Origin of the sequence: Psychrobacter sp. 72-O-c, assembly GCF_904846605.1 — a bacterium.
Taxonomy (GTDB): Bacteria; Pseudomonadota; Gammaproteobacteria; order Pseudomonadales; family Moraxellaceae; genus Psychrobacter.
Genome location: NZ_CAJHBI010000007.1, coordinates 101,142 through 123,466 on the forward strand (window position 1 = coordinate 101,142; position 22,325 = coordinate 123,466).

A 22,325-nucleotide genomic window follows, 5' to 3' on the forward strand; every position below is an offset into this window, starting at 1 on the left:
CTATTGTTGAGTATATTTAATGACATAGGTTTTGACAGTATTGAGAGACTAGTTGCATGACTCAGGAAGCCTGTAAACTATTTTATTAACTTTAAAAGATTAAGATATAAATCCATGATAAAAGAAAATAGTATTAATGAAGGTTACGAAGTTTTAAAAGTTGCTCGTTTTCTATCTTCAAAAGAATACTCAGAGAATAAAAAACTGGTTATACCTGTCTATCAACGACCTTACCGCTGGACGGAAGAGAATATTATCGACTTGCTAACAGACTTGTACTACCAGTGCAAAAGGCTTGGACATAACTTAGGTGATATTTATAACCCAGATAATGCGTACCGCTTGGGTACTGTGGTTTTGCATCAATACACTGATGAAGGAGGTCAGACTCAGGTTGCTTTAGTTGATGGTCAGCAGCGTACTTTGACACTGCTGTTGCTTATGAAGGCTGCTGCGGATTCCAAAAGATTTAAAGAGCAGTTTAATGGTTTTGCGCCAGTAGAGATAGAGCTTCTTAACTGCAGTGAAACCCAAAAAAACCTAAGTAAGAACCTTGCGTGTATAGAGCGTCATGTCAGCAGCCCAGAGTTTACATCAGAGGTATTAGACTTTTTACTAAATCATTGTGAAGTGGTTCAAGTAACCTTGCATGACCTATCTGAAGCCTTCCAGTTTTTCGATTCACAAAATGCACGTGGTCTTGATTTAAGTCCTCATGACTTGCTAAAAGCATTTCATTTACGCGAGTTTGCTGCGTCAGAGGATAGTTTAAAAGAACCCGTTGTGAATCAGTGGGAGCAGAAAAATACAAAGGATCTGAAATTGTTGTTTTCCAATTATCTATACCCTATTCGGCAGTGGAGTCTTGGCAAGCCTAATCTATACTTTTCAAAGTCTGATATTCATGTATTTAAAGGGGTTAATTTGAGTAGTGAGTACTATCCACACTCCTATCCTTTTCAACAAGGGCTAAAAGTCATCCATAACACAGTCGATAATTATAACCAGCACGCGCATCGAGCTTTTGATCAGCAAATAATGGCGTACCCGTTTCAGATTACCCAAACATTGATTAATGGACGACGCTTTTTTGATTGGGTTGCCCACTATCAAACCCTTCTAGATCCGCTACTAAATAAGGCCATTGAAGAAAAAGATGATAATTGGCTAAAAGCTATTTTATATCAGCAAGAAGAACTACAAAAGTCAAAGCATAGCAAAGTGTCTAGACCCACTGCTTTAACTATTATGCAGACTATAGATAATAAAAAAGAAGGTGATAAATACAAATATAGCCACTGGTGGCGGCAGGGTGATAGATATGTTCGCCGCATGTTTAGCGCTCTTGTTCTCTGTTATTACGACCGCTTTGGTGAGCAAGATTTAGCAAGGGCAATTGAGTACATATTTATTTGGACTTATTCGCTGCGGCTACAGAACTCAAGTGTTTACCTGGAAAGTGTAGAAAAACATATAAGGCGTAATAATTTATTTATGCGCTTACAGCAATCATTGTTGCCTGTTGATTTTCTAAATAAACCATTGCCTCAAATATTAGAAATAAAAGCATCGAACATAGAAGGTATCAAAACTATCTTTGAGGAGCTTGGCTACTATACATCAGAGCAAGTAACGGAGACTACTAATGTCCAGTAATACTCAAGAGAGCCTTAATCTTCAGCAACTACTTGGTAAAGATCATTACAAAGTGCCAGTCTATCAACGTAACTACGACTGGGGCGAGCCTCAAATACAGCAACTTATCGATGATATTCAAGATTTTGCAGAAAAAGAAGGCAAAACAACTTACTACTATATTGGTAGTTTGGTAGTACATGAGAAAACAGACTACTTTGAAATTCTCGATGGTCAGCAGCGCTTTACCACATTAAGTTTATTAGCTTGTTATTTAAAATATCGTATACCTGAGAGTTTTGAATGGTATGAGGAGGCAAACCTTGGCTTTGAGAGCCGAAGCAAATCAGAGTTTACTGTCGATAAGCTCTTTGATGTTTTTTGCTCAGACGAAACATCTAATTACGATTCTCCTAGAAAGCTGTCTGAATTAATCAGCACAATCGACACTAAAAAAGCTAATGCTTCAATATTAGAGGGCTTTAAAGCTATAGATAGGGTCATTTCAAGAAATTTTGATGATAAGGGAGCTGAATCACTAAACGAATTTGCTATCTACTTACTGAGCAAAGTCAAGATTTTGCCTGTTTTTGTGCCTAAAAATACTGATGTTACTCATTATTTTGAGGTCATGAACAATAGAGGTGAGCAGTTAGAGACGCATGAAGTGGTCAAAGCAAATTTGCTGTCTGTGGTTCAAGGCAACGCTCACGCCATGGCCACCGTCCAAACAGTGTGGCTGGCGTGTTCAGATATGAGCCGTTATGTGCAACTGGGTTTTTCGGTAGATGAGCGCAAAGCTATATTTAGTGAAGATTCTACGGGTTTTTTAGTGGAAAGATTCGAAGATCTGACTAACAGGATTGCCGTGCAAAGCGATGGTTTAGGCTCAAAAAATGGTTCACTCTCTCTTAATAGTGCACTCGAAGCCGGTAAAGAATTACGAGAAAAAGAAGGTGATAAAAATATAAGTAATGATGATAATAGTGATGAAGGAAAAGCAGAGCGATTTACCAGCGTTATAGATTTTCCTAACTTTCTTATGCAAGTATTGCGTATTTATTTAAAGCCAGAGCCGGGTAAAGAGCTGCCAGCTTTAGATGATAAAGACTTAATTAATGCTTTCAAAAATTTTATAGGAAAGGATGTTAAGAGGGTAGAAGATTTTGTTTTTTCATTACTAAAATTACGTTATCTTTTTGATCATTATATTGTTAAGCGTGAGCGCGCAAGTGGCAAAGAAGACTGGTCATTGAAACGGTATAAATTTGATAAAAATGGTTCAAGCTATATTAATAGTTTTGGCAAGGAGGAGGGTGATAAATTTGGTGGAAACTGGTCTTGTGCGATGTTGCTTTCAGCCTTTCATGTGTCTTACCCGACTAACTCTCGCAAAAACTGGTTGTCTGCAGTGCTGTATTGGTTGAGCCAGAATGAGCATTCAACGCCAATTACGGCAGAAAATTATTTAGATTTTTTAGAAAGTCTCGGTAGGGCTTTTATGGTAAATCGTTACCTTACAGTAGCGCCTAAAGAATATACGGATTTCATGTATATCATAGAGCAGGATGAGAGCCTTAACGTGGCTGTTGAAGACCTTAGTGAATTCTTAAGGTATGGCCGAGTCAGAGTATTTACGTTTAATTACCTAGATTATTTATTATGGAAGGGTTTTGATTTTTCTCAAGAAACAAAGTCTAAGTTTAGATTTAGTTTTAAAAGTTCCGTTGAGCACTTTTCACCTCAAACTTCTAAAATCAATGATGTAATCAATAGCGATGATTTACATAAATTTGGCAATTTGTGTCTAATGGGCAGTAGTGATAATTCGTCTTTAAGTAATGATAGCCCACGCGAGAAAGTGAGAACATTAGAGGGAAGGCGTACAATTATGACACCCTTGAGCCTAAAATTAGAGTTAATGATAAAAGCATTGCCAAAAAATCGGGAGTGGATTGATACTGATATAAATTCACATGAAGAAGAAATGTTTAAAGTTTTGAAGGAAGATATAGAACGAGCAACATGAGTTCTGAAAGCCTCCTAGTTTTTAGGGTGAGCGAGGATGAACAAATGACCACGTGCCCGAAGCGCAGTACATTCGAGCACAGCGTTATTAATAAAAAAGGACGCAATATTAAATATTGCGTCCTTTTTTTATTAATATGAGTTTTTGGTGGCAGCTCAGCTTCATTTTTTCGTATGCATATCATGAAGGAACATAGATATTTATACCATAATTCGCTTGTACTAAATAAATTTGAGTTGGTTTGGCTAGCGATGATTTTTTTAGCGCTATCTGTGATTGACTTGATTGCTGAATTAACCTATGCAATGGTAGTCATGCGACCAACACAAATTCTAAATACACATTCAACGCCCTCTTTTGGAACAGCCATCGCTTTCATGATAGTTGAGTACTCACGACTCAAGCGGAGCCAAGCGAAAAAGCTATGTGTGGTTGCAAGTTGTTCAAAAGTTGCATGCTATCGACATTTTCAATCGCTAAATATAAGTTACCAAAGTGGCGGTCATCCAAGTTACCAAACACTCTAATCGCAAGCGTTTGACTCAAGCCATTTAGTAAGGCGTTTCGCAATTCTTTCAATCGTAAAGCTTCAGCTTCCTTGATATCATCTAATACTTTAGCTGCTTCAGCAAATCCAACAATCAGCGGTACAGGTAATGTACCAGCACGCAGACCATCTTGTTGACCACCGCCAGAAATTATAGGCTCAAAGTCAGGGTGTTGTAGGTGCTTTGAATACAATAGACCAATGCTTGATGGACCATATATTTTGTGTGCTGACAGTGTGAGAAAATTAACGTCTAAGTCGTGATAAGCGATATCAAGGTAACCTGCTTGTGAAGCATCTACGTGTAACATCGCATCGTAGCGCTGACATAGCTCAGCAACTTGATAGATAGGCTGATTTGTCCCTATAACGTCGGTAGTCATGGTGCAAGAAACCCATAGAACGTTATTCTGCTCAAGTTTGGTCTGCATGTCTTGTAAATCAATGATGCCTTTTGGAGTTATTTTCATATAAACCAGATTAGGGCCATCTTTATCAGCTGCTATCTCTAATGGGCTTAAGACTGATTTATGTTCTAAGTGACTGGTTAGGATAGTGTCTGCTTGTGTATTTATTATTTTAGCGATTGGACACCTTAGTAAGTCGCTAAGTTATTCGCCTCAGTGGCCCCTAACGTAAATAGCAACTCCTCTTCAAACCAACCATATATATCTACAAATGTTGCGAAGCTGTCATTTATCGATTCTTATTTAGCATAGTCGAAAAAATGTCCACTTAAATAAGAGGTATCAGGTTGAGACTATATATCATGCATAACACTAATAGATGAAGTATCGCATGGTATATGTGAGTTATAATCTAAGCATTGTCTTAAATTATTTAATGTTAAAAGTTAAGTTTTTTACCGCTTAATCAGAATATTAAACCACCTTCCATTTCTATCTGTTCTTTGGTCTTCGGTCAGCCAAATCTCATCGTTAAAATCATGATTAAGTTTCTGTTTGAGAGTTTCCCAGCGATCTTCATTCATATCACAAAAAAAACGATTATTATTTAAGCGCTCACTATCACCATATTTAAATGATGCGTAAAAAACACCATCATTTGCCAGCGTATCTAACAGGTTGTCTATTAATACAGGCAGTTCTGCATAAGGCATATGCAACAATGAAGCGCATGCCCAAATACCTATAAATTGCTTTTTCCAATTTTTTTGACTAATGTCTTGAAAGGTACAGCGATGCCAATCAATATTGTTTCGATAAGCTTTGTTTCGATAATGAATGTTTTTTGCAAGGTCAATCAAGGTAGTGCTATCGTCAATAGCGGTAACCTTAAAACCTAAATCGGCAAAGTGTAAACTATCTCGACCTGAGCCACAGCCCAAGTCTAAAATACGCTGTTGGCTTTGGTTGGTAGCAGGAAGACTTGCTATAAATGGTTCATATAGCGCTTGCATGTCCACGTTAAGTGTCTGCTCAACAAACGCTTGCGCATTATCGTTATAAAAATCGATAGTATTATCTTTGGCGTTTTGATCATTCATAGTGGATAACTCATTAAAAGACACTGATGCCTTGTTGCTCAGGAAGCCATTCATGAATCAACCGCTCCCTCGAGAAATTAAAAGACTTCTGTAAAAACTGCTTACGCTCAGCATCGGTTTTACCTGTTTGCATCATTAGGGTTTCACGTAAAGGATGATGACTGCCAATCAGGTACTCATTACGAGTATGCAGTCTTTCCAGCAATTTTATGTCAGGCACTTGGGCAAATTTACCGTTTGTACCACGGTTACAGTCAGAGCAGGCGAGTACCAAATTCCAAACACCATCGACATTGACGGGTCGACAGCAACCAGCAGAAGCCACTTCAGGTTTTAGCAAATGAGGGAAGAAGTGGTCAACCTCTGCCAGTAGCTCATGTTGAATGGCAATGCTAATTTCTTTAAAACAATAAAAACATCGGCTTTTCTGATAGCCATTCAAGGCACCTCTAGAGCTTGTAATGCCAACTCGGCGATGCTTATTATCTTGGGTAAATAGCTGTTTGGTTTCTTGGTCAAATTCGACTGCAATTAAGTTTCTACTTAGGTTTAGCTCCCATGCTTTTTCAACCAAGTTCCAACGAGATTCGGTTTCTTGATTTAAATTATCGGCAGAGTTATCAAACACATAAAATAGTTTAAATAAATTATCTGTTAAGCGTATTCCTTTATTAAATCTACGTTCATCAATAAAGAAATCTTCATCGATAACATCGTAAAAGCGCTCTTGAACCGCTTTAGTGTTGACCACATGGAATGCGTTCAAAACATATTTAAAGCCTTCTTTATTGGTGATATTGACCAACTCATCCTCAGTCATTTTGTTGTTATTAAATGCTAAGCAAGCATTTATAAATTTACCGTTTCCATTACTGCCTCTATTGTTTTGTTTTGGGCTATGCTTTATATGTTCGCACAGATGCATGGCATAGGGTAAAGCCAAGTCTTCGAGTGAAATTAAATCAGAATTTCTATCTAAGCTGACGTCGATTAAACTTTTAGCAAGCGCAAATTTATAAGAAGCCGTATTTTTGCCAAATAGGATAATGGCTCGCCAGTAGTTTTCTAAAGTTGGCTCAACATCAACAAAGTTCATTAGTGGCTCAGTTTTATTGGTTTAGGATAGCAGTCAATTTTTATAATACTATAAATTATAGATGGCGTTATAAGTGTTTGAATTTCAGAATTTGGGCACGAAATGGTCACGTTTTGGTCACGGCGCTGATTTTTGGGCTTTCAATATGTTAGATAAACTTAGTAATTAGAGCGACTAGCTAATACTGAAAATCGCTACAAGCCTCGAAAATTGGACAAAAAAAAGCCTCACTGTGAAGTGAGGCTTTTTCGCTTTATACAAGTAAATTTGGAGCGGGAAAAGAGATTCGAACTCTCGACCCCAACCTTGGCAAGGTTATGCTCTACCACTGAGCTATTCCCGCTAATCTATCAACTAACTATCGCTAGTTGATGATGGCGTATTATACGCAGTTTTTTTAGCCTGTCAACAGCCAACATGCAAAAAGGTAAAAATTAGCAAAATAGGGATGTCATCCTACTAGGGATGTATGTTATAACATATTTTTATAATAGGTATTCCAAAAGCTTTGTGTGAGATAAATAAGCTGAAATACCACTTTATAATTATTCTCAATCACAGTTACAACCACGACTATTTATAACGATAAGTCTTAAGGATAAGAAACATGAGCAAGCAATATACTATCGCTGATTATTTATTTGATCGTATCGCTGAGGCGGGCGCTACTGAAATATTTGGTGTGCCTGGCGATTTTAACTTAACATTTTTAGATAATATTATCGCCTCTGATAAGCTACGCTGGGTCGGTAATACCAATGAGCTCAATTCAGGCTATGCCGCAGACGGTTATGCGCGTGAACGTGGTTTTGCTGCCATGGTGACTACTTTTGGCGTAGGGGAGCTGTCTGCGATTAACGCCACTGCTGGCTCGTATGCGGAATATGCGCCGGTACTGCATGTGGTTGGTGCGCCTGCCATGGCTTTGCAAGACTCAAAGCGCCGGATTCATCATACGCTTGGTGATGGTGTGTTCAATCATTTTATAAAAATGGTAGAGCCAGTGACCGTGGCACGTGCGCAAATTACTCCTGAAAATGCCGCCTCTGAGATTGATCGGGTGATTCGTATGGTGCTCAAAAAGCATCGTCCCGGCTACTTGATGCTATCACCTGATGTGGCGCGCCAGCCCATTTATCCCCCTTCTACCAAGCTTATCGATAGTGAAGAGAATATTACCAGCCAAGCCGCTTTAGTAGACTTTAAACAGGCGCTGATAGAATTCTTACCGAACAAGACCACCACCTTGATGGCAGATTTGATGGTGCATCGTTTAGGACTGCAAGACCAGCTCAAAGCTTTGATTGCTGACACCGACATTCCTTATACCACCTTATCGTGGGGTAAGACCTTGCTCGATGAGCATAGTGAGCGTTGGGCGGGTACTTATGCAGGGGTGGCATCACGTCCGGTAGTCAAAGATGCGGTGGAAAACTGCGAATGCTTGATTAAGATTGGGGTGCAGTATACCGACACCACTACTGCAGGATTTAGCCAAGATATCAATCAAGATGTGGTGGTTGACTTGCATTATGAACGTGCATCCATCAGCGGTCAGAACTTTGCGCCAATCGCGCTCAAAGACTCGCTACAGGTGCTACATGAAGTGATGACCTCTGGTATCACTATTGTGCCAAAGCCTTTGTGTGAGAAAATGCAGCCACATGAGCAACAGGGTAAGGATGACGAGCCTATCCGTCAAGATGACCTGTGGCATATCATTGCTGAGCGTCTAAACCATAACAATCTAGTATTTGCTGATCAAGGGACCGCTTATTTTGGTATCAGTGATGTTCGTCTGCCAGAAGGTGTGACCTGCTACGGGCAGCCTATGTGGGGATCAATCGGCTATACCATACCCGCAGGCTTAGGCGGCGCTATTGCCTCTCCGCATAAACGTAGTGTGGTATTGATTGGTGATGGCTCAGCCTTACTGACTATTCAAGAGATAGCGGTCATGCTCCAAGAGCGTATCAATCCGGTTATTGTGCTTATCAATAACGATGGCTATACTGTTGAGCGCGCCATTCATGGCGAAAATCAGCGCTATAACGATATTCCCAAGTGTAATTGGCAGTCTATGCCGCAAGCCTTTGGCGGCAATGAGGACAATACCTTATTACTTAAAGCTGAAACTGCTGGCGAGTTAAAAGCGGCTCTACAAAAAGCAGCAGACACTACAGATAAAATGGTGTTCTTAGAGGTGATAGCGGACAAGCATGATATTCCACCTTTATTAGCAGATATAAGCGCAGCGCTTAAGCCCTAAGTGGTTTAAGCTTATAGTGTCAATCGTTTAATGACACTACGTTTAATAGCCAACGTAAAAAGCCCCATTTAGCATCAATAAGCTGAATGGGGCTTTTCTATGGATAATTAAACTTTACAGGGAGTTAATGTTTTACTTAAAAATGAACTTTTACCAGCGCACTTGGAACGCTTTGATCTACACCATCTCGACCAAATTTGTTTTGCCAGTAGCTGTATTCCATACCGACTTCGATGCGATTATCGATACCGAGCACTTCTTGCAAGTTGTATTTGACCTGTGGGTTGATATGCAGCTGATTCTCTTTATCATCATTGTTAAAGGAGTAATCGACATAACCATCAATCACAAAGTTATTCTTTTCCCAACCGTAGGTTAAAGTGATTTGCTGGTCGTCAGCATTACTGAAAGTGTCATCGTTAAAAGCGTGAAACAGCGTAGCTGAAGCATATTTCATACCTGGGATAGGTATATTTAGATCAGCACCAATACCAACTAAGAAGTTATCTTGCTCAAAACCGTTAGTGTTCGAGCCAAACTCGTAAGTACTCGCTAAGTTAACTTGTTTGATGATGCCATTACTATAGTCTGAAATTTTGAACTTTGGAGACAGCTCGCCATAGATATCTTTGGCCCTGGTGCCTTCAGAATCGCTTGCGCCTTGCAGACGATCGACGAAGAAGAATACGCCGCCCCAGCTGTGAGCAGAGGCATGTTCTAGCGTTACAGTTGTCAGCTCGCCATCTTCCGCTAATTCATAATCACTACCGTAAAGTACAGAAATACTGGTGTCAGTAAAAAAGGTCTTAGCCTGAGCACCAGTAGTCACAGTGCCCAAAGTGACGATAGCAATAGCAGCAGTGGTTAATGGCTTGATAGTAGATAATTTGGTATGGATAGATAAATTTGTCAGTAAATTAAAACGCACAGTATTACTTCCTTATGTACAGTCGTTGGTTTTCCCTAAAGGCGTGGCTATATCGATAATAAGAAGTCTGGTTTTAACGTCCTGTTAAAATGCATCAGTACCGCTAGGGAAAAAATAGATATGATTAAAAAAAGCTACTACAGACAGTAAATATCGTCTGCTAAATAAGAAAAGTGATTAAAGTAGCTAAGTGCTGCTACGAAAGTAAAAATCGATAAAACTGAATCAATAGTGACAGCCGTAACAAGATATTTATTAACGATTTGAAACAGTTAACCATAATTCAATGGCTCTAACAACTCCAACTTATCCAAAATTGAAGCCCTAATATGTAGTGTTATCTTACTGATATCTACTAAGATTATGATTTTATTAATAAAACTGACTAAATGGTCAGGTTTAAATATTTTTTTTATTTAAAAATATTTAGGATATTACTAAAATACTGGTTGTTGATAATCACATAAGCTGCCAAAGACGAATGAAGTGAGTCACCATTGTCATTATGGTCGTAAGCTGATTTCCTATGCCAAATTTAGATAAAAAATGATTTTCCTCAATTATTTTATTATATGGCTGTTTCGGTTTTACTACTTTTGACTGAATTTACTCCGCTAATACATACAACATCTTATATATTGTTCCTTTTCATTAATCTCTCACTCTACTCTTCAAATTAATATATCAATTAAATATTGTTCATATAACTGTCTCTAATAACTATTAATTTTCTAGGATATTAGCTGTACTTATAATAGCTATTATTTTATATAATTTGACTGTGTGCATTGACCACCATATATTGAATGTAAACTAATATTAGATAATCATATGTTTTTTATTATTAGTATTTTTAATACTTAATCTTGTTATTTTCAAACTATCATCATAGTTTTGGTTGGTAGTTGGCGATTATATTGACAAGAAAAAGTGGAATTTTTAGAAACGAGGGAGTGTACAGAATGAAAGTATATAGTCATGAAAAGCAAAAACTTCATCACCCACAGAGTTACTTTTCTCGGGGACAAATGCGTGAACCACAAGAAAAACCTGAGCGCTTGACAGAGTTGTTAAAAGCGCCAGAGGCATTACGCCTAGAAGTAACAACTGCTAAAGATATAGGGATCGAACCTATTTTAGCGGTGCATGATTTTGGCTATGTTGACTTTCTAAAGCATAGTTATGAAGAATGGATGGCTGTAGATGAAGATATGGGAGAGGAAGTTCAAACGACCATTTATATGCCGAACAACAATGCTGGCCTTGGTATTTTGGCAAAAGCTGCTAAATATCAGGCAGATGGCAGTGCGCCAATTGGCAAGCATTCATGGACGTCCATTTACTGGTCTGCTCAAACGGCGCTCAATGCCGCTGATTCGTTGCTAAACGAAAAGACAAGTCAAAATAAGTTGCAAATATGTCTCACAAGACCTGCAGGCCACCATGCACGTAAAAGTGCAGCAGGTGGCTTTTGTTATTTAAATAATGCCGCCATCATCGCCGAGTATTTACGTCAAAAATTCCAAAAAATTGCCATTATAGATACTGATATGCATCATGGTCAGGGTATTCAAGAAATATTCTACGACCGCAAGGATGTGCTATATACCTCTGTACATGGCAGTCCTATCAATTTTTATCCAGTGGTCGCAGGCCATGAACATGAGAAAGGCGAAGGCGAAGGTTATGGCTATAACATTAACTTTCCGATGCCGCACGATACCGATGAAGCCGGTTTTTTCCATCATGTTGATAAAGCAGTCAAAACTATAAAGTTATTTAATCCAGATGTCATTGTCCATGTTTTAGGATTTGATGTTTATAAAGATGATCCGCAGGCCAAATGTAACGTTAGTACCGAAGGGTTTAAAACCTTAGCACAAAAACTTAAAGCACTAGATAAACCCGTTATTGTTTTAGTTGAAGGGGGCTACTGCATAGAAAAGCTCAATGAAAATTTACAAGCCTTTTTATCTGGGTTTACTTCAGAAGAAAAATAATAACGACCAATCAGTAATTAATGTTAAACAATTACCTACATAAAGGATTTATTGAGGTAATTGTTTGGTTAACTGACAACAACAGGGATGTTTAATATGAGTACTTCCATTCTAAAAGCGATCAGCTATGCGGGTGTCTATGTCGGCGCGGTCATTGGTGCAGGATATGCAAGTGGGCAAGAGGTGCTGCAGTTCTTTGCAAGCTATGGCTTTATTGGTATGTTGGGTGCCATTATCACTATGATCATGTTGGCATGGTACGGTACTGTATTTATGGAATTGGGTCACCAACTTAAGACCAACAGTCACCGAGTTGTTTTGAATTATCTGTGTGGTAAAAAAGTAGGATTTTTCGCCGATTATATTCTGTTGTTCTTTATGTTTGGCGTCATCAGTATCATGTTTTCAGGTGGCGGTGCTGCTATTCATCAGTACTGGGGTCTGCCGCCAGTTGCCGGCAAAATTATCATTGCCGTCATGACATTGTCAACCGTAATCTTTGGCTTTACATCCTCTGTTAGAGCATTAGGGATCATCTCTCCATTAATGATTTTGGCAGTAATTGTCATCTCTGTCATTACTTTCACCACTTACTCTGATCACTTGGCAACCGTAGATGCCAGCCTCCGAACCCTTCAGCCTGATACAGCCACCCCATTTTGGTGGACGTCAGCGATAGTTTACGTCTCATATAATGTCATTCCAGGGGTATCTACTTTTGCTTCTATTGGTAATAAAGAGCCGAACTTAAAAATAGTAAGAATGGCTGGTGTCATCGGCGGGATGACCTTAGGTATTTGTTTGCTATTTATTATCATGGCGCTCTTAGCGAACCTTGAAAACGTCATGAGTTATGAGATTCCGTTTTTAGAGATAGCGCGTGGTATTGGTCCAACTACCGGATTTTTATTTAGCATAGTACTCGTGGTTGCGGTATTCACAACTGCGGTATCTAATTTATATGGTTTTTGCATCCGCTTTTATGATTCTGATACGGAAACGTCAAAGTTTCGTATATTGACCGTTGTCGTTGTGGTGCTATCTTTACTTGCCTCACTCTTCCCATTCAGCACCTTAGTAGGCACCTTGTATCCCGCTTTAGGTATTCTAGGAATGTATGTTCTGATCTGTGCTTTGTATAAGACCTTTAAAGGTCAGATATTTATGGCTGAACGACCAAAGTTATAATGAAAAGTAAAATGGAAACAAAGGGGTATGGTATGCGATATGAAGTGATTGTTGTTGGTGCCGGCATGGTAGGAACGTCCATTGCTTGGCACCTCCAAAAACATAACTCTCAGGTTTTATTATTAGATAGAAAGTCACCAGGGTCAGAGACCTCATATGGTAATGCCGGGTTGATACAGCGGGAAGCCATTCATGTGCACCCCTTTCCTAGACATTTGACTGAGCTGGTAAGATTGTTACCGAATCAAAATACTGATATTCGCTATCGCTGGCCTGCGGTCCTACGTCATCACCGAGCATTACTACAGTATTGGCAGTTTTCTGCGCCATCTTCTGTCCAAAAAATAGAAAAAGAATGGGAAACTCTGATTGAGCATTGTACCAGTGAGCATCAAGAGATGATTACGGCTGCTGGTGCAGAAAACTTAATCAGACGTGTTGGCTGGATTGAGATGCACCGAACTGAAGATAAGTTTAGAGTCGCTATCGCAGCGGCGCTAAATATGCGTGAACAAGGAATTGAGCACAAAGTTCTTTCCATTGATGAGCTAAAAGTACTTGAGCCTAACGGTAATTTTGATGGCTTTATTGGTGCCATTCATTGGTCTAACTCTTGGCAAGTCTCAAATCCCGGTGCATTGGTAAAAGCTTATGCCAAAAGCTTCCAAGAAATGCAAGGATCAATAACTGAGTGTAATGTCAAACAAATTCTACCTGATGGTGATGGTTGGCAGGTGATAACTGATGATGATATTTTTTATAGCGATCACTTAGTGGTTGCTGCCGGGCCTTGGTCAAATCAGCTGATAAAACCTCTATGTTATGATCTGCCACTATTTCCGATGCGTGGTTATCATCAACACTTTGACATCACACCTCAAAACACCATCAATCATAGCTTGGTCGATATGGATAAAGGGTTTGTCATGGGGCCAATGCAACAAGGTATTCGCATTACTACCGGCGCTGAAATGACATTAATGAATGCGGAAAAAGACTTTGGACAACTGCAAGCGGTACTGCGTTTTGCTAAAGAGATTTTGCCATTGACCGACTCCGTAGAAGAAGAGGCGTGGGCCGGATCACGACCCTGTATGCCTGATATGAAGCCTGTGATCGGTGCAGCCGTTAAGCATGACAATTTATGGTTCGCTTTTGGGCATGGTCATCAAGGCTTTACCTTAGGACCGATTACTGGGCGGATCATTGAAGAGCTGATACATGATAGACCTTTGACGGTTAACGTCGATCCCTTTAATGCTCAGCGATTTTAAACACTCAATAAAGTAAGCTAATAATATATGTTTTAACCCTATACATTCTAATGAACTAAGGATAAACCCCAATGCAAAAAATTCATAGTAATCAACGTATGAGCCAAATCGTAATCCATAACCAAACTGTTTATTTATCAGGACAAGTCGGCGCTATCGATGAAGATGTGGCCGCTCAGACTTTGACTTGTTTAGATAAAGTCCAACAGCTGCTAGAAGAAGTGGGCAGTGATAAATCAAAAATACTCTCAGCAACCGTATGGCTAAAAAGCATGGCAGATTTTGAAGCGATGAATACCGTATGGGATCAGTGGTTTGATGACACGCAGCCACCAGCTCGAGCGTGTGGAGAGTCTGTTTTAGCACACCCCGATCTGTTAGTGGAAATCACTGTAATCGCTGCTGAATAGAGACGCCGATGAGGGATAGGTTGAGCATATTGTTAATAAGTCATAATTCTAATTAAGAAAATAATAGTTAAGGGGATAATAATGAATAATACAATCCATGGTGGTCAAGCGATCGTAAACAGTTTGCAATTACATGGGGTCAGCCGCGCCTATGTCGTTCCAGGTGAGAGCTATTTATCAGTATTAGATGGACTCTATAATGCTGATATCCAGACAGTAGTGTGTCGCCATGAAGCCGCCTGTACTTATATGGCAGATGCTCACGGTAAATTTACGGGTCAGCCTGGTGTTGCTATGGTTACGCGTGGGCCGGGCGCTGCGCAAGCCTACACCGGTATCCATACCGCTTGGCAAGATGGTGTACCACTCATATTATTCGTTGGGCTAATCCCTGTAGCAGACAGAAATCGTGAGTCTTTCCAAGAGTTTGACCCTAATCAATGGTTTTCTAGTCAATGTAAACAGGTTTTGATATTAGATGAAGTTTCAAGAGCGTCCGAAATTGTAGCGAAGGCTTTTCATGCCGCTTTAGAAGGAAGACCTGGCCCTGTCGTAGTAGGTTTACCTGAAGACATTATTCAGCAAGAATTTCATGGACAATTGCATCCGGTTATACCTGTGTCTGAAGGCAGTGTTGCTGACGACCAGCTCAATATCATACTTGATGCATTATCAAACGCTGCTAAGCCGTTGATTTTTATAGGGGGACAAAATTGGACGCTCGAAGCGTCTAAACAATTAACTCAGTTCGCAGAGGACAATCACATACCGGTGATTCATGATTGGCGCGCCTCAGATAGAGTTGCCTTTGATTCGCCTGCGCATGCTGGTTATTTGGGTTATGGGCGCTCAGATGAGTGTGCGGCATTAATTGAAACAGCTGATGTGCTGCTAACGCTGGGAACAGTATTAGGGGATGTCGCGAGTGATGGCTATAAGTTACGTCAGTCTTTTGATAAACCCAATTATATTGTTAATTTAGATACCAGTTTGCGCGGGCATAGTGGCTCAGTTACTGAACATATTATCGCCAGCCCCGTTAGCTTTAGTAGAGCGCTAAGCAAAGTGCCGCTATTAACAAGCTCAGAGTCTCGCGCGTCTTGGTTCAATTATTGCCATGAACAACAAAGAAAGGATTGTGCTTTTCCAGAAAAGGAAACAGATATTGAAAGCACTGATCAACCTTATGCCAGTATGACCCAAGTTATTAAAGCAATTACCGAGCAATTACCGACAGATGCCGTATATAGTTTTGGTGCGGGCAATCATTGTTTATGGGCACAGCGTTATCTGCCTACGCACACCTTTCCAAGTCAGCTCAGTACCAGAAATGGGGCGATGGGATATAGTTTGCCAGCAGGTATCGTTGCCGCCCTAGAGTCGCCCGAACGCCTATCAGTTGTAGTCACAGGTGATGGCGAATTTATGATGAATGAAGCGGAGCTATCGACATCATTACGTTATAACGCGCCTGTTTTAATCATCTTAATGGACAATCAGCAGTTCGGCACTATTCGCCAACATCAAGAAGCCCATTACCCTGATAGAGTATCGGGTACTCAGCTACAGAACCCTGATTTTGCAGCGCTTGCCAATGCTTTTGGCGCACACGGCATACGAATCACTAGTAATAAAGACATTAAAACAAGTGTCAATGAGGCGATGCAGGTAGTTACCAAAGAGCGTAAAACAGTATTATTACATGTAATTACTGACCCTGAGCAGCTCATGCCTTAGGCCGCTAATACCAGTTAATACTACTAGCAGTTAATAATATAAGTCACTCATCACATTATTCATAATAAGGAAGTATTTTGACTAACTATTATGGTATGAGTGAGTTCGTAAACTTCAAGCCATATAGTAAATAAAGATTTATAGAGACCCGCTATCCCTAACTATATTGTATTATGAATTAAAGGTAGTAATGAAAATCGAGCTGAAGTCCATAGGCTGAAGTATCATAATAATTTAACTCTATGTGCTTTTAGCTTGATTTTCATGTTACTTTTTCATGTTACTTCGTCATCAATATATTTAGAATATAAGTGCTGAAATTGTCATGATACAACAGAAATTAGCAGATAGCTTAAATTGGACATTGCTTCATGTGTTAATCGTTATATATGAAGAGGGCAGTATTAGTACTGCTGCTAATCGTTTAAATATTACCCAGTCAGCGGTTAGTCAAAATCTTAAAAAGCTTGAAGAGCAGCTTGAGAGTCAGCTTATTATCCGTAATACCAAGCCTTTAGAGCTTACACCCATCGGTCATTACTGTCTGCAAGTCGCTCAAACCATATTTACAGAAATCACTTCTATCGAGGCCATGAAAGGCAGCAACTCGCATCTCTTAGAAGGCGACATTAAGCTTTTGGTGGCCAGTCGTCTCCACAATCCAAAATATAATGATTTCCTAGTCTATTTTAAAAAGAAATATCCAAATATCACCTTAGATTTGACCGTGAAATCAAGCATGGATATTTTAAATGCCCTCAAACAAAAAACCCCTGCTGTCGGTATCTGTTTGGCCAAACATATCCCCGAAACCCTCAATCAACAATTATTATTCAATCAGCGCTATTATTTGTACTGCGGCTATCATCATCCTTTATTCTCATCGTCCGATTTGAGTTTTGAAAGTCTATTAAAAGAGGATTTTATTGCTTTTAATAGTGAAGATATTGGGGATGTTCTCTCTCCAATTACTGTATTTAAAGAAAATCACGATCTAACAGGTCGTATCAGCGCCTATACTAATAATTTAGATGAAGCGGTTCGGCTGATTTATACTGGATATGGTATTGGTGCCTTACCTGACCAATTTATTGCGGCGACCCATCTAGAATCTAAGCTCAGACGTCTGCCTCCAAAAGAAGGTATTGCTGACATACCTGTTCATATTTTTTGGCACAAACAACGCGCTTTGTCACCTATCGAAGCTAAATTTATTGAAGAAATTGTAGAATTTGATATTTCTTTTTAATTTAGATACAGCTTTGTAAAAAATTACTATACCTCAACGTGACAATAGGCGAGCATGAACCCACCACCTGAAACCACCCGCTTTTTTATGTCTTCAACTTACCTCCACAAACACCTTTGACGACTAAATACGTTGTGTAATCTATAACATTCATTTAAAATGAATTTTAAAGTTAAACTTTATTATATTCATAATAAGAAGTCTGCCATGCAATCTATCTCTTTACCCAGCAAACCGCCAACTTCTCCACATCCTATTCTTAATTTGAGCTTCCGCATATTTTTTAGTGCAGCGGCGTTATTTGCCGTTATATTTATGGTGTTGTGGTCGTTTGTGTTTACTGGCCATACTAATATCGACGCGCAAACCTTGAATCCGCTGTACTGGCATGGTCATGAAATGATTTATGGTTATGCATTGGCAGTGGTGGCGGGGTTCTTGCTGACGGCAGTGAAGACCTGGACTGGGGTGATGATGCCGCACGGTTATAAGCTGCTGGGTATTTTTGTTTGTTGGTTGCTGGCGCGTCTTGGCTGGGTCGGGTTTGGTTTAGGGATTGGGCAAGGGGCTTGGTTACTATATATGGCAGCCGTGTTTGATATGCTATTTATAGGAACCATGGCGTTTGTTATTTTTCGGGCGGTGCTACAGGTCAAGCAATACAAGCAGATGGGGATTTTGGCGAAGCTGGCGCTGCTGACGGTTGGTAATGGACTGTGCTATTGGGGTGTGTTTAGCGCAAATATGAACCTGACTAAGATTGGCATGTATCTGGGGTTTTATTTAATTATTGGTTTGATATTGACCATCGGTCGGCGTGTGGTACCGTTCTTTATTGAGCGTGGTCTCAGTATGGATGGGACAGAAAAGGTCACGGTGCGAAATAGTAAAGTACAAGATATCGCCAGTTTACTATTTTTCTTAGCATTTTTTATCGTTGATTTGTTTTATCCTAATAAGTATCTGCTGACCATTACTGCGCTGGGAGTGGCGGTGGTTAATATCGTCCGCTTAATAGGCTGGTATCATCGCGGTATTTGGCAAAAGCCGCTGCTATGGTCGCTGTATATTGCATTTTTGGGTATGTGTCTGAGCTTCTTATTGTACGCGCTACAACCGTGGTTGGGTTATAACCACAGTATTGCGGTACATGGGTTGTCGATTGCAGGTGTTGGGATGATGACGTTAGCGATGATGGCGCGGGTGTCGCTTGGTCATACTGGGCGCAGTATTCATACGCCTCCTAAAACCGTCAATATTATGTTTGGCTTGATGGTGCTGGTTTTTATCAGCCGCGTGCTATTGCCAATAGTAGATATGGATAACTATTTGCTATGGATAATGATAGCGCAGGGAGCATGGATTGCCTGTTTTGTGCTATTTTGCATTAGCTATTTACCCATGCTGGCACGTCCTAGACCAGATGGCCTATTTGGTTGAGGGTTTGGATACTGGTTTGGCTAATAGTTTGGGTACTTTTAAAATTCACATTTAGAAAAAACGATGAGAAGTAGAGCAGTCATGACAGTTAAAAAAATTAAAATAAACAGGAGCACTAGTAAATGCGACTAACCAACTATAGCGATTACGCGCTGCGCTCGTTAATTTATTTGGCAGTCAAGCCTGAGCCGCAAACGCTTGCCAATATTAGCGATATTGCGCGTAGCTATGATATTTCTAAGAGTCATTTAACGAAGATTATTCATCAATTGGGGCAGCTTGGCTATATAGATAGCGTGCGGGGTAAAAACGGCGGCATTCGGTTGGCACGTGCACCCAAAGATATTAATTTGGGTGTATTGATAAAGCAAATTGAGCCGGACTTTGCCTTGGTGGAATGTTTTGCCACGAAGGTGCCCAGCAATGACGATAGCAATGATGATAGTACTGATGATGGCACTAATCATGATACGACTTATGATAATAGCCATGATGAGGCTAAGACGCCAGGTTTGCCGTTGACTCTTATCGATGAATTAGCAGTAACCGAAAATAATACCAAACTGGGCTGCGTTATTAGCCCCGTATGCCAATTAAAAGGGGTGTTTTTTGAAGCACTGACGGCTTTTATTAACGTTCTTGAGGGTTATACACTAGCAGATATTATTAATAACGAGGATGAGCTTAGGTTCTTGTTGTCATAAGGCTTGTTGTCATAAAGAAGGGTATTGAAAAGACTACCCACTTGGTAGCCTTTTTTCTGTAAGCCTTTTTAGACTCTTAGGGATTTTCAAGCTTAGGACGGGCTTTATCAACGGCAGTCAGTAATGCTCTCTCAAACCCGCCAGCCTCAAACTTAACCAAACCTGAATGCGCCGCACAGAAATGTCGGGTATCACGCCACTCATGTGCCAACTCTGTTGCCCAGTCGCAATATTGCTTGCCAGCATTGGGCTCATTGGTAAGCGCTTTTTTAGTCATTGGGTGCAGCATCAGCTCTGGTAGCACCGCTTTAAGCAGTTTTGTTGGAGGGCTCATAAAAGTATCATCAACGTGCACACTTTGGCTGGCAGGATGGAATACCAGTAGCGAGCCTGAGTGAACCTTCTCATTGGGCGAGATGTAATGAATACCTTTAGGGATAGAGAATTCAAGCTCAGGGTAACGCTGGGCTACCGCATCGCTTTCAACCAGATCATCAGACCACTGTACCTCGGGTACTTGCTTAGGATGACGCTCACTACCATAAAAGGTAGCTTGCGGGAAGTCTTCAGCCATCTGCGCACAATGTACGGTATGAAAAGGATGGACGTTTAGTACCGCCTCCACATCTTGACCATTATTGGTCAATACCATGACTTTTTTACGAACATCACCCGTTAGCGCGTAACTGTCCAAAAAAATAAAGCGTCCTGATGGCAATTGGATCAGCGAGCATTGTGTGCCTATATTGATTATGCCGCCTAAGCGGAATGACCCTCGTATATTCCAAAATTCTGCGCCCAAATTTATTATTTGATCGGCCATTTTTTTTGTTCCTCAACTTATGATCTATTAACTGGTAGTGACTGGTAACTCAAAAGGTTACCTTTACCCAATGTTTGATGATTATGACTGATGAAGTACTCAAAGTCTGTTATAAAAAAATATGGTTGATACAGGTATTCAATAATAAAGCCAACAAAGCAGGGCGTGTCGGTTACTAAAAAGGACTGCCGTTTTGGTCGCTTTAACAGTTAAGAGACTTCAAGCTCAGGGCGTGCTCTATCGATGGCAGACAGTAATGACGCCTCAAACTTACCTTCCTCAAAAGTCACCAAACCGGAATGCGCCGCGCAAAAATTACGGACATCGCGCCATTCATGCGCCAACTGTGTTACCCAATCACAATACTGCTTGCCAGCATTGGGCTGATCTTTGAGCGCTTTTTTGGTCGTTGGATGCAAGCCCAGCTCGGGTAGTACGGCATCAAATAGCTTTGAGGGCGAAATCTCAAAAGTATCATCAACATAGATACTTTGGCTGGCAGGATGGAAGGCCAACAATGAGCCTGCATGAACCGTCTTGTCGGGTGAGATATAATAAATGCCTTGCGGTAGAGAAAATTCAAGCTCAGGATAGCGATGGGCTACTGCTTCGCTTTCAACCAAATCATCTGCCCATTGTACTTCTGGTACTTGCTTGGGATGACGCTCACTGCCATAAAAGATCGCTTGAGGAAAGTCCTTCGCCACTTGTGCACAGTGAACGGTATGAAAAGGATGGACGTTGAGCACGGCCTCTATATCTTGACCGTCATTGGTCAATGCCATAACTTGCTTTCGTACATCACCAGTTAAAGTATAACTGTCTAACAGTATAAAACGTCCTGACTGCAGTTTTACCAAAGCGCATTGGTTGCCGATATCAAGTATGCCATTTTTTATAAATGAGCCTCGTATGCTCCAAAACCCTGCACCTAAGTCATAAATTTTGTCTGTCATCTGTGTTATTCCTTAATAAATGGTGCATTGGAAGGTTGTTAGATTTAATGATACCTAGATTTAATAGTACTTGAAACCTGCGTAACAATTGCTATACCACGTTTTATAATTATGGTTTGTATGTTCATTTAAGTCTGTTATAAAAAGGAAGGTATAAAGATGTCGTATGGTCAGCCTTTAGTAATTCTTGTTCAAGTGGATAGCTATTTATTCTGGTCTTATATCCTTTAAGTCACTGATTAATATTATATTACTTACGCGTGACGTTATTATAATGCTATGCTTTACCAATTATAGAACAATTATTATTAGGACTTACGCAAAACCGAATAAGTATTGCTAACCTCAAGAATAACGTAGTAGCATAATAGTCATGAAAAAGCCCAAAGTAACCCGACTAGATTATTGAGCTATGCTGAAGAAACCGTAGAGGTAAACTTGGTAAACTAACGACTCAATGAGGAGTTTACCATGACCAAGAAAATCAGAACTTATAGCACAGAATTTAAAGCAGAAGCCGTTAAGAAGATAGC

The 22,325-nt window shown here is 40.1% G+C and carries 17 protein-coding genes and 1 tRNA gene; 11 read left to right on the top strand and 7 right to left on the bottom strand.

The features are described from left to right. Window positions 1-114: 114 nt before the first annotated feature. Window positions 115-1,656, top strand: a complete 1,542-nt coding sequence (locus tag JMX97_RS03840) for a DUF262 domain-containing protein (RefSeq protein WP_201555540.1) — start codon at window positions 115-117, stop codon at window positions 1,654-1,656. Continuing rightward, window positions 1,646-3,664, top strand: coding sequence for a DUF262 domain-containing protein (locus JMX97_RS03845; RefSeq protein WP_201555542.1), 2,019 nt, complete (start codon window positions 1,646-1,648; stop codon window positions 3,662-3,664). The genes JMX97_RS03840 and JMX97_RS03845 overlap by 11 nt, the downstream gene beginning before the upstream one ends. A gap of 399 nt (window positions 3,665-4,063) precedes the next feature. Here the strand turns inward: JMX97_RS03845 and JMX97_RS03850 are convergent, their stop codons facing one another. The 4 genes from JMX97_RS03850 to JMX97_RS03865 all read right to left on the bottom strand — a co-directional run bounded on the left by JMX97_RS03850 (window position 4,064) and on the right by JMX97_RS03865 (window position 7,157). After that, a complete protein-coding gene (locus tag JMX97_RS03850) occupies window positions 4,064-4,798 on the bottom strand; it encodes an aminotransferase class V-fold PLP-dependent enzyme (protein WP_201555585.1) in 735 nt (244 codons plus the stop codon). A gap of 275 nt (window positions 4,799-5,073) precedes the next feature. After that, window positions 5,074-5,718 (bottom strand): class I SAM-dependent methyltransferase, encoded by a 645-nt coding sequence (locus JMX97_RS03855; protein WP_201555544.1) that lies wholly within the window; start codon window positions 5,716-5,718, stop codon window positions 5,074-5,076. Window positions 5,719-5,731: 13 nt separating this feature from the next. Then, on the bottom strand, window positions 5,732-6,814 hold the full coding sequence (locus tag JMX97_RS03860; RefSeq protein ID WP_201555546.1) for an HNH endonuclease domain-containing protein: 1,083 nt from the start codon (window positions 6,812-6,814) through the stop codon (window positions 5,732-5,734). 268 nt (window positions 6,815-7,082) lie between these two features. Continuing rightward, window positions 7,083-7,157: transfer RNA gene (locus JMX97_RS03865), tRNA-Gly, on the bottom strand. A gap of 264 nt (window positions 7,158-7,421) precedes the next feature. On the opposite strand from JMX97_RS03865, the gene JMX97_RS03870 reads away from it, so the two are divergent. Continuing rightward, a complete protein-coding gene (locus JMX97_RS03870) occupies window positions 7,422-9,083 on the top strand; it encodes an alpha-keto acid decarboxylase family protein (protein WP_201555548.1) in 1,662 nt (553 codons plus the stop codon). A 136-nt stretch (window positions 9,084-9,219) separates the two neighbouring features. Here the strand turns inward: JMX97_RS03870 and JMX97_RS03875 are convergent, their stop codons facing one another. Beyond that, window positions 9,220-10,011 (bottom strand): DUF5020 family protein, encoded by a 792-nt coding sequence (locus JMX97_RS03875; protein WP_227671527.1) that lies wholly within the window; start codon window positions 10,009-10,011, stop codon window positions 9,220-9,222. Window positions 10,012-10,973: 962 nt separating this feature from the next. Here JMX97_RS03875 and JMX97_RS03880 point away from each other — a divergent pair. The 8 genes from JMX97_RS03880 (at window position 10,974) to JMX97_RS03915 (ending at window position 20,013) form a co-directional block, all read left to right on the top strand. Beyond that, window positions 10,974-12,011, top strand: a complete 1,038-nt coding sequence (locus JMX97_RS03880) for a histone deacetylase family protein (RefSeq protein ID WP_201555550.1) — start codon at window positions 10,974-10,976, stop codon at window positions 12,009-12,011. Between the two features lie 96 nt (window positions 12,012-12,107). After that, a complete protein-coding gene (locus JMX97_RS03885; RefSeq protein WP_201555552.1) occupies window positions 12,108-13,199 on the top strand; it encodes a beta-carotene 15,15'-monooxygenase in 1,092 nt (363 codons plus the stop codon). A gap of 32 nt (window positions 13,200-13,231) precedes the next feature. Beyond that, complete coding sequence (locus JMX97_RS03890) at window positions 13,232-14,473, top strand: NAD(P)/FAD-dependent oxidoreductase (protein WP_201555554.1); 1,242 nt, start codon at window positions 13,232-13,234, stop codon at window positions 14,471-14,473. Window positions 14,474-14,544: 71 nt separating this feature from the next. Then, on the top strand, window positions 14,545-14,883 hold the full coding sequence (locus tag JMX97_RS03895) for a RidA family protein (RefSeq protein ID WP_201555556.1): 339 nt from the start codon (window positions 14,545-14,547) through the stop codon (window positions 14,881-14,883). A gap of 81 nt (window positions 14,884-14,964) precedes the next feature. After that, the gene (locus tag JMX97_RS03900; RefSeq protein ID WP_201555558.1) at window positions 14,965-16,620 is read left to right on the top strand and encodes a thiamine pyrophosphate-dependent enzyme; all 1,656 of its coding nucleotides are present in this window, start codon (window positions 14,965-14,967) and stop codon (window positions 16,618-16,620) included. A 325-nt stretch (window positions 16,621-16,945) separates the two neighbouring features. Further along, entirely contained in the window at window positions 16,946-17,869 is a 924-nt protein-coding gene (locus JMX97_RS03905; protein ID WP_201555560.1) for a LysR family transcriptional regulator, read from the top strand. A gap of 207 nt (window positions 17,870-18,076) precedes the next feature. Beyond that, the gene (locus JMX97_RS03910) at window positions 18,077-19,309 is read left to right on the top strand and encodes an NnrS family protein (RefSeq protein WP_201555562.1); all 1,233 of its coding nucleotides are present in this window, start codon (window positions 18,077-18,079) and stop codon (window positions 19,307-19,309) included. A gap of 122 nt (window positions 19,310-19,431) precedes the next feature. Next, window positions 19,432-20,013, top strand: coding sequence for an Rrf2 family transcriptional regulator (locus JMX97_RS03915; protein ID WP_201555564.1), 582 nt, complete (start codon window positions 19,432-19,434; stop codon window positions 20,011-20,013). A gap of 76 nt (window positions 20,014-20,089) precedes the next feature. On the opposite strand, the gene JMX97_RS03920 is transcribed toward JMX97_RS03915, so the two are convergent. Both JMX97_RS03920 and JMX97_RS03925 read right to left on the bottom strand, forming a co-directional pair. Then, window positions 20,090-20,836, bottom strand: coding sequence for a hypothetical protein (locus tag JMX97_RS03920; RefSeq protein WP_201555566.1), 747 nt, complete (start codon window positions 20,834-20,836; stop codon window positions 20,090-20,092). A 209-nt stretch (window positions 20,837-21,045) separates the two neighbouring features. Beyond that, window positions 21,046-21,792, bottom strand: a complete 747-nt coding sequence (locus tag JMX97_RS03925; protein WP_201555568.1) for a hypothetical protein — start codon at window positions 21,790-21,792, stop codon at window positions 21,046-21,048. Window positions 21,793-22,325: the final 533 nt, after the last annotated feature.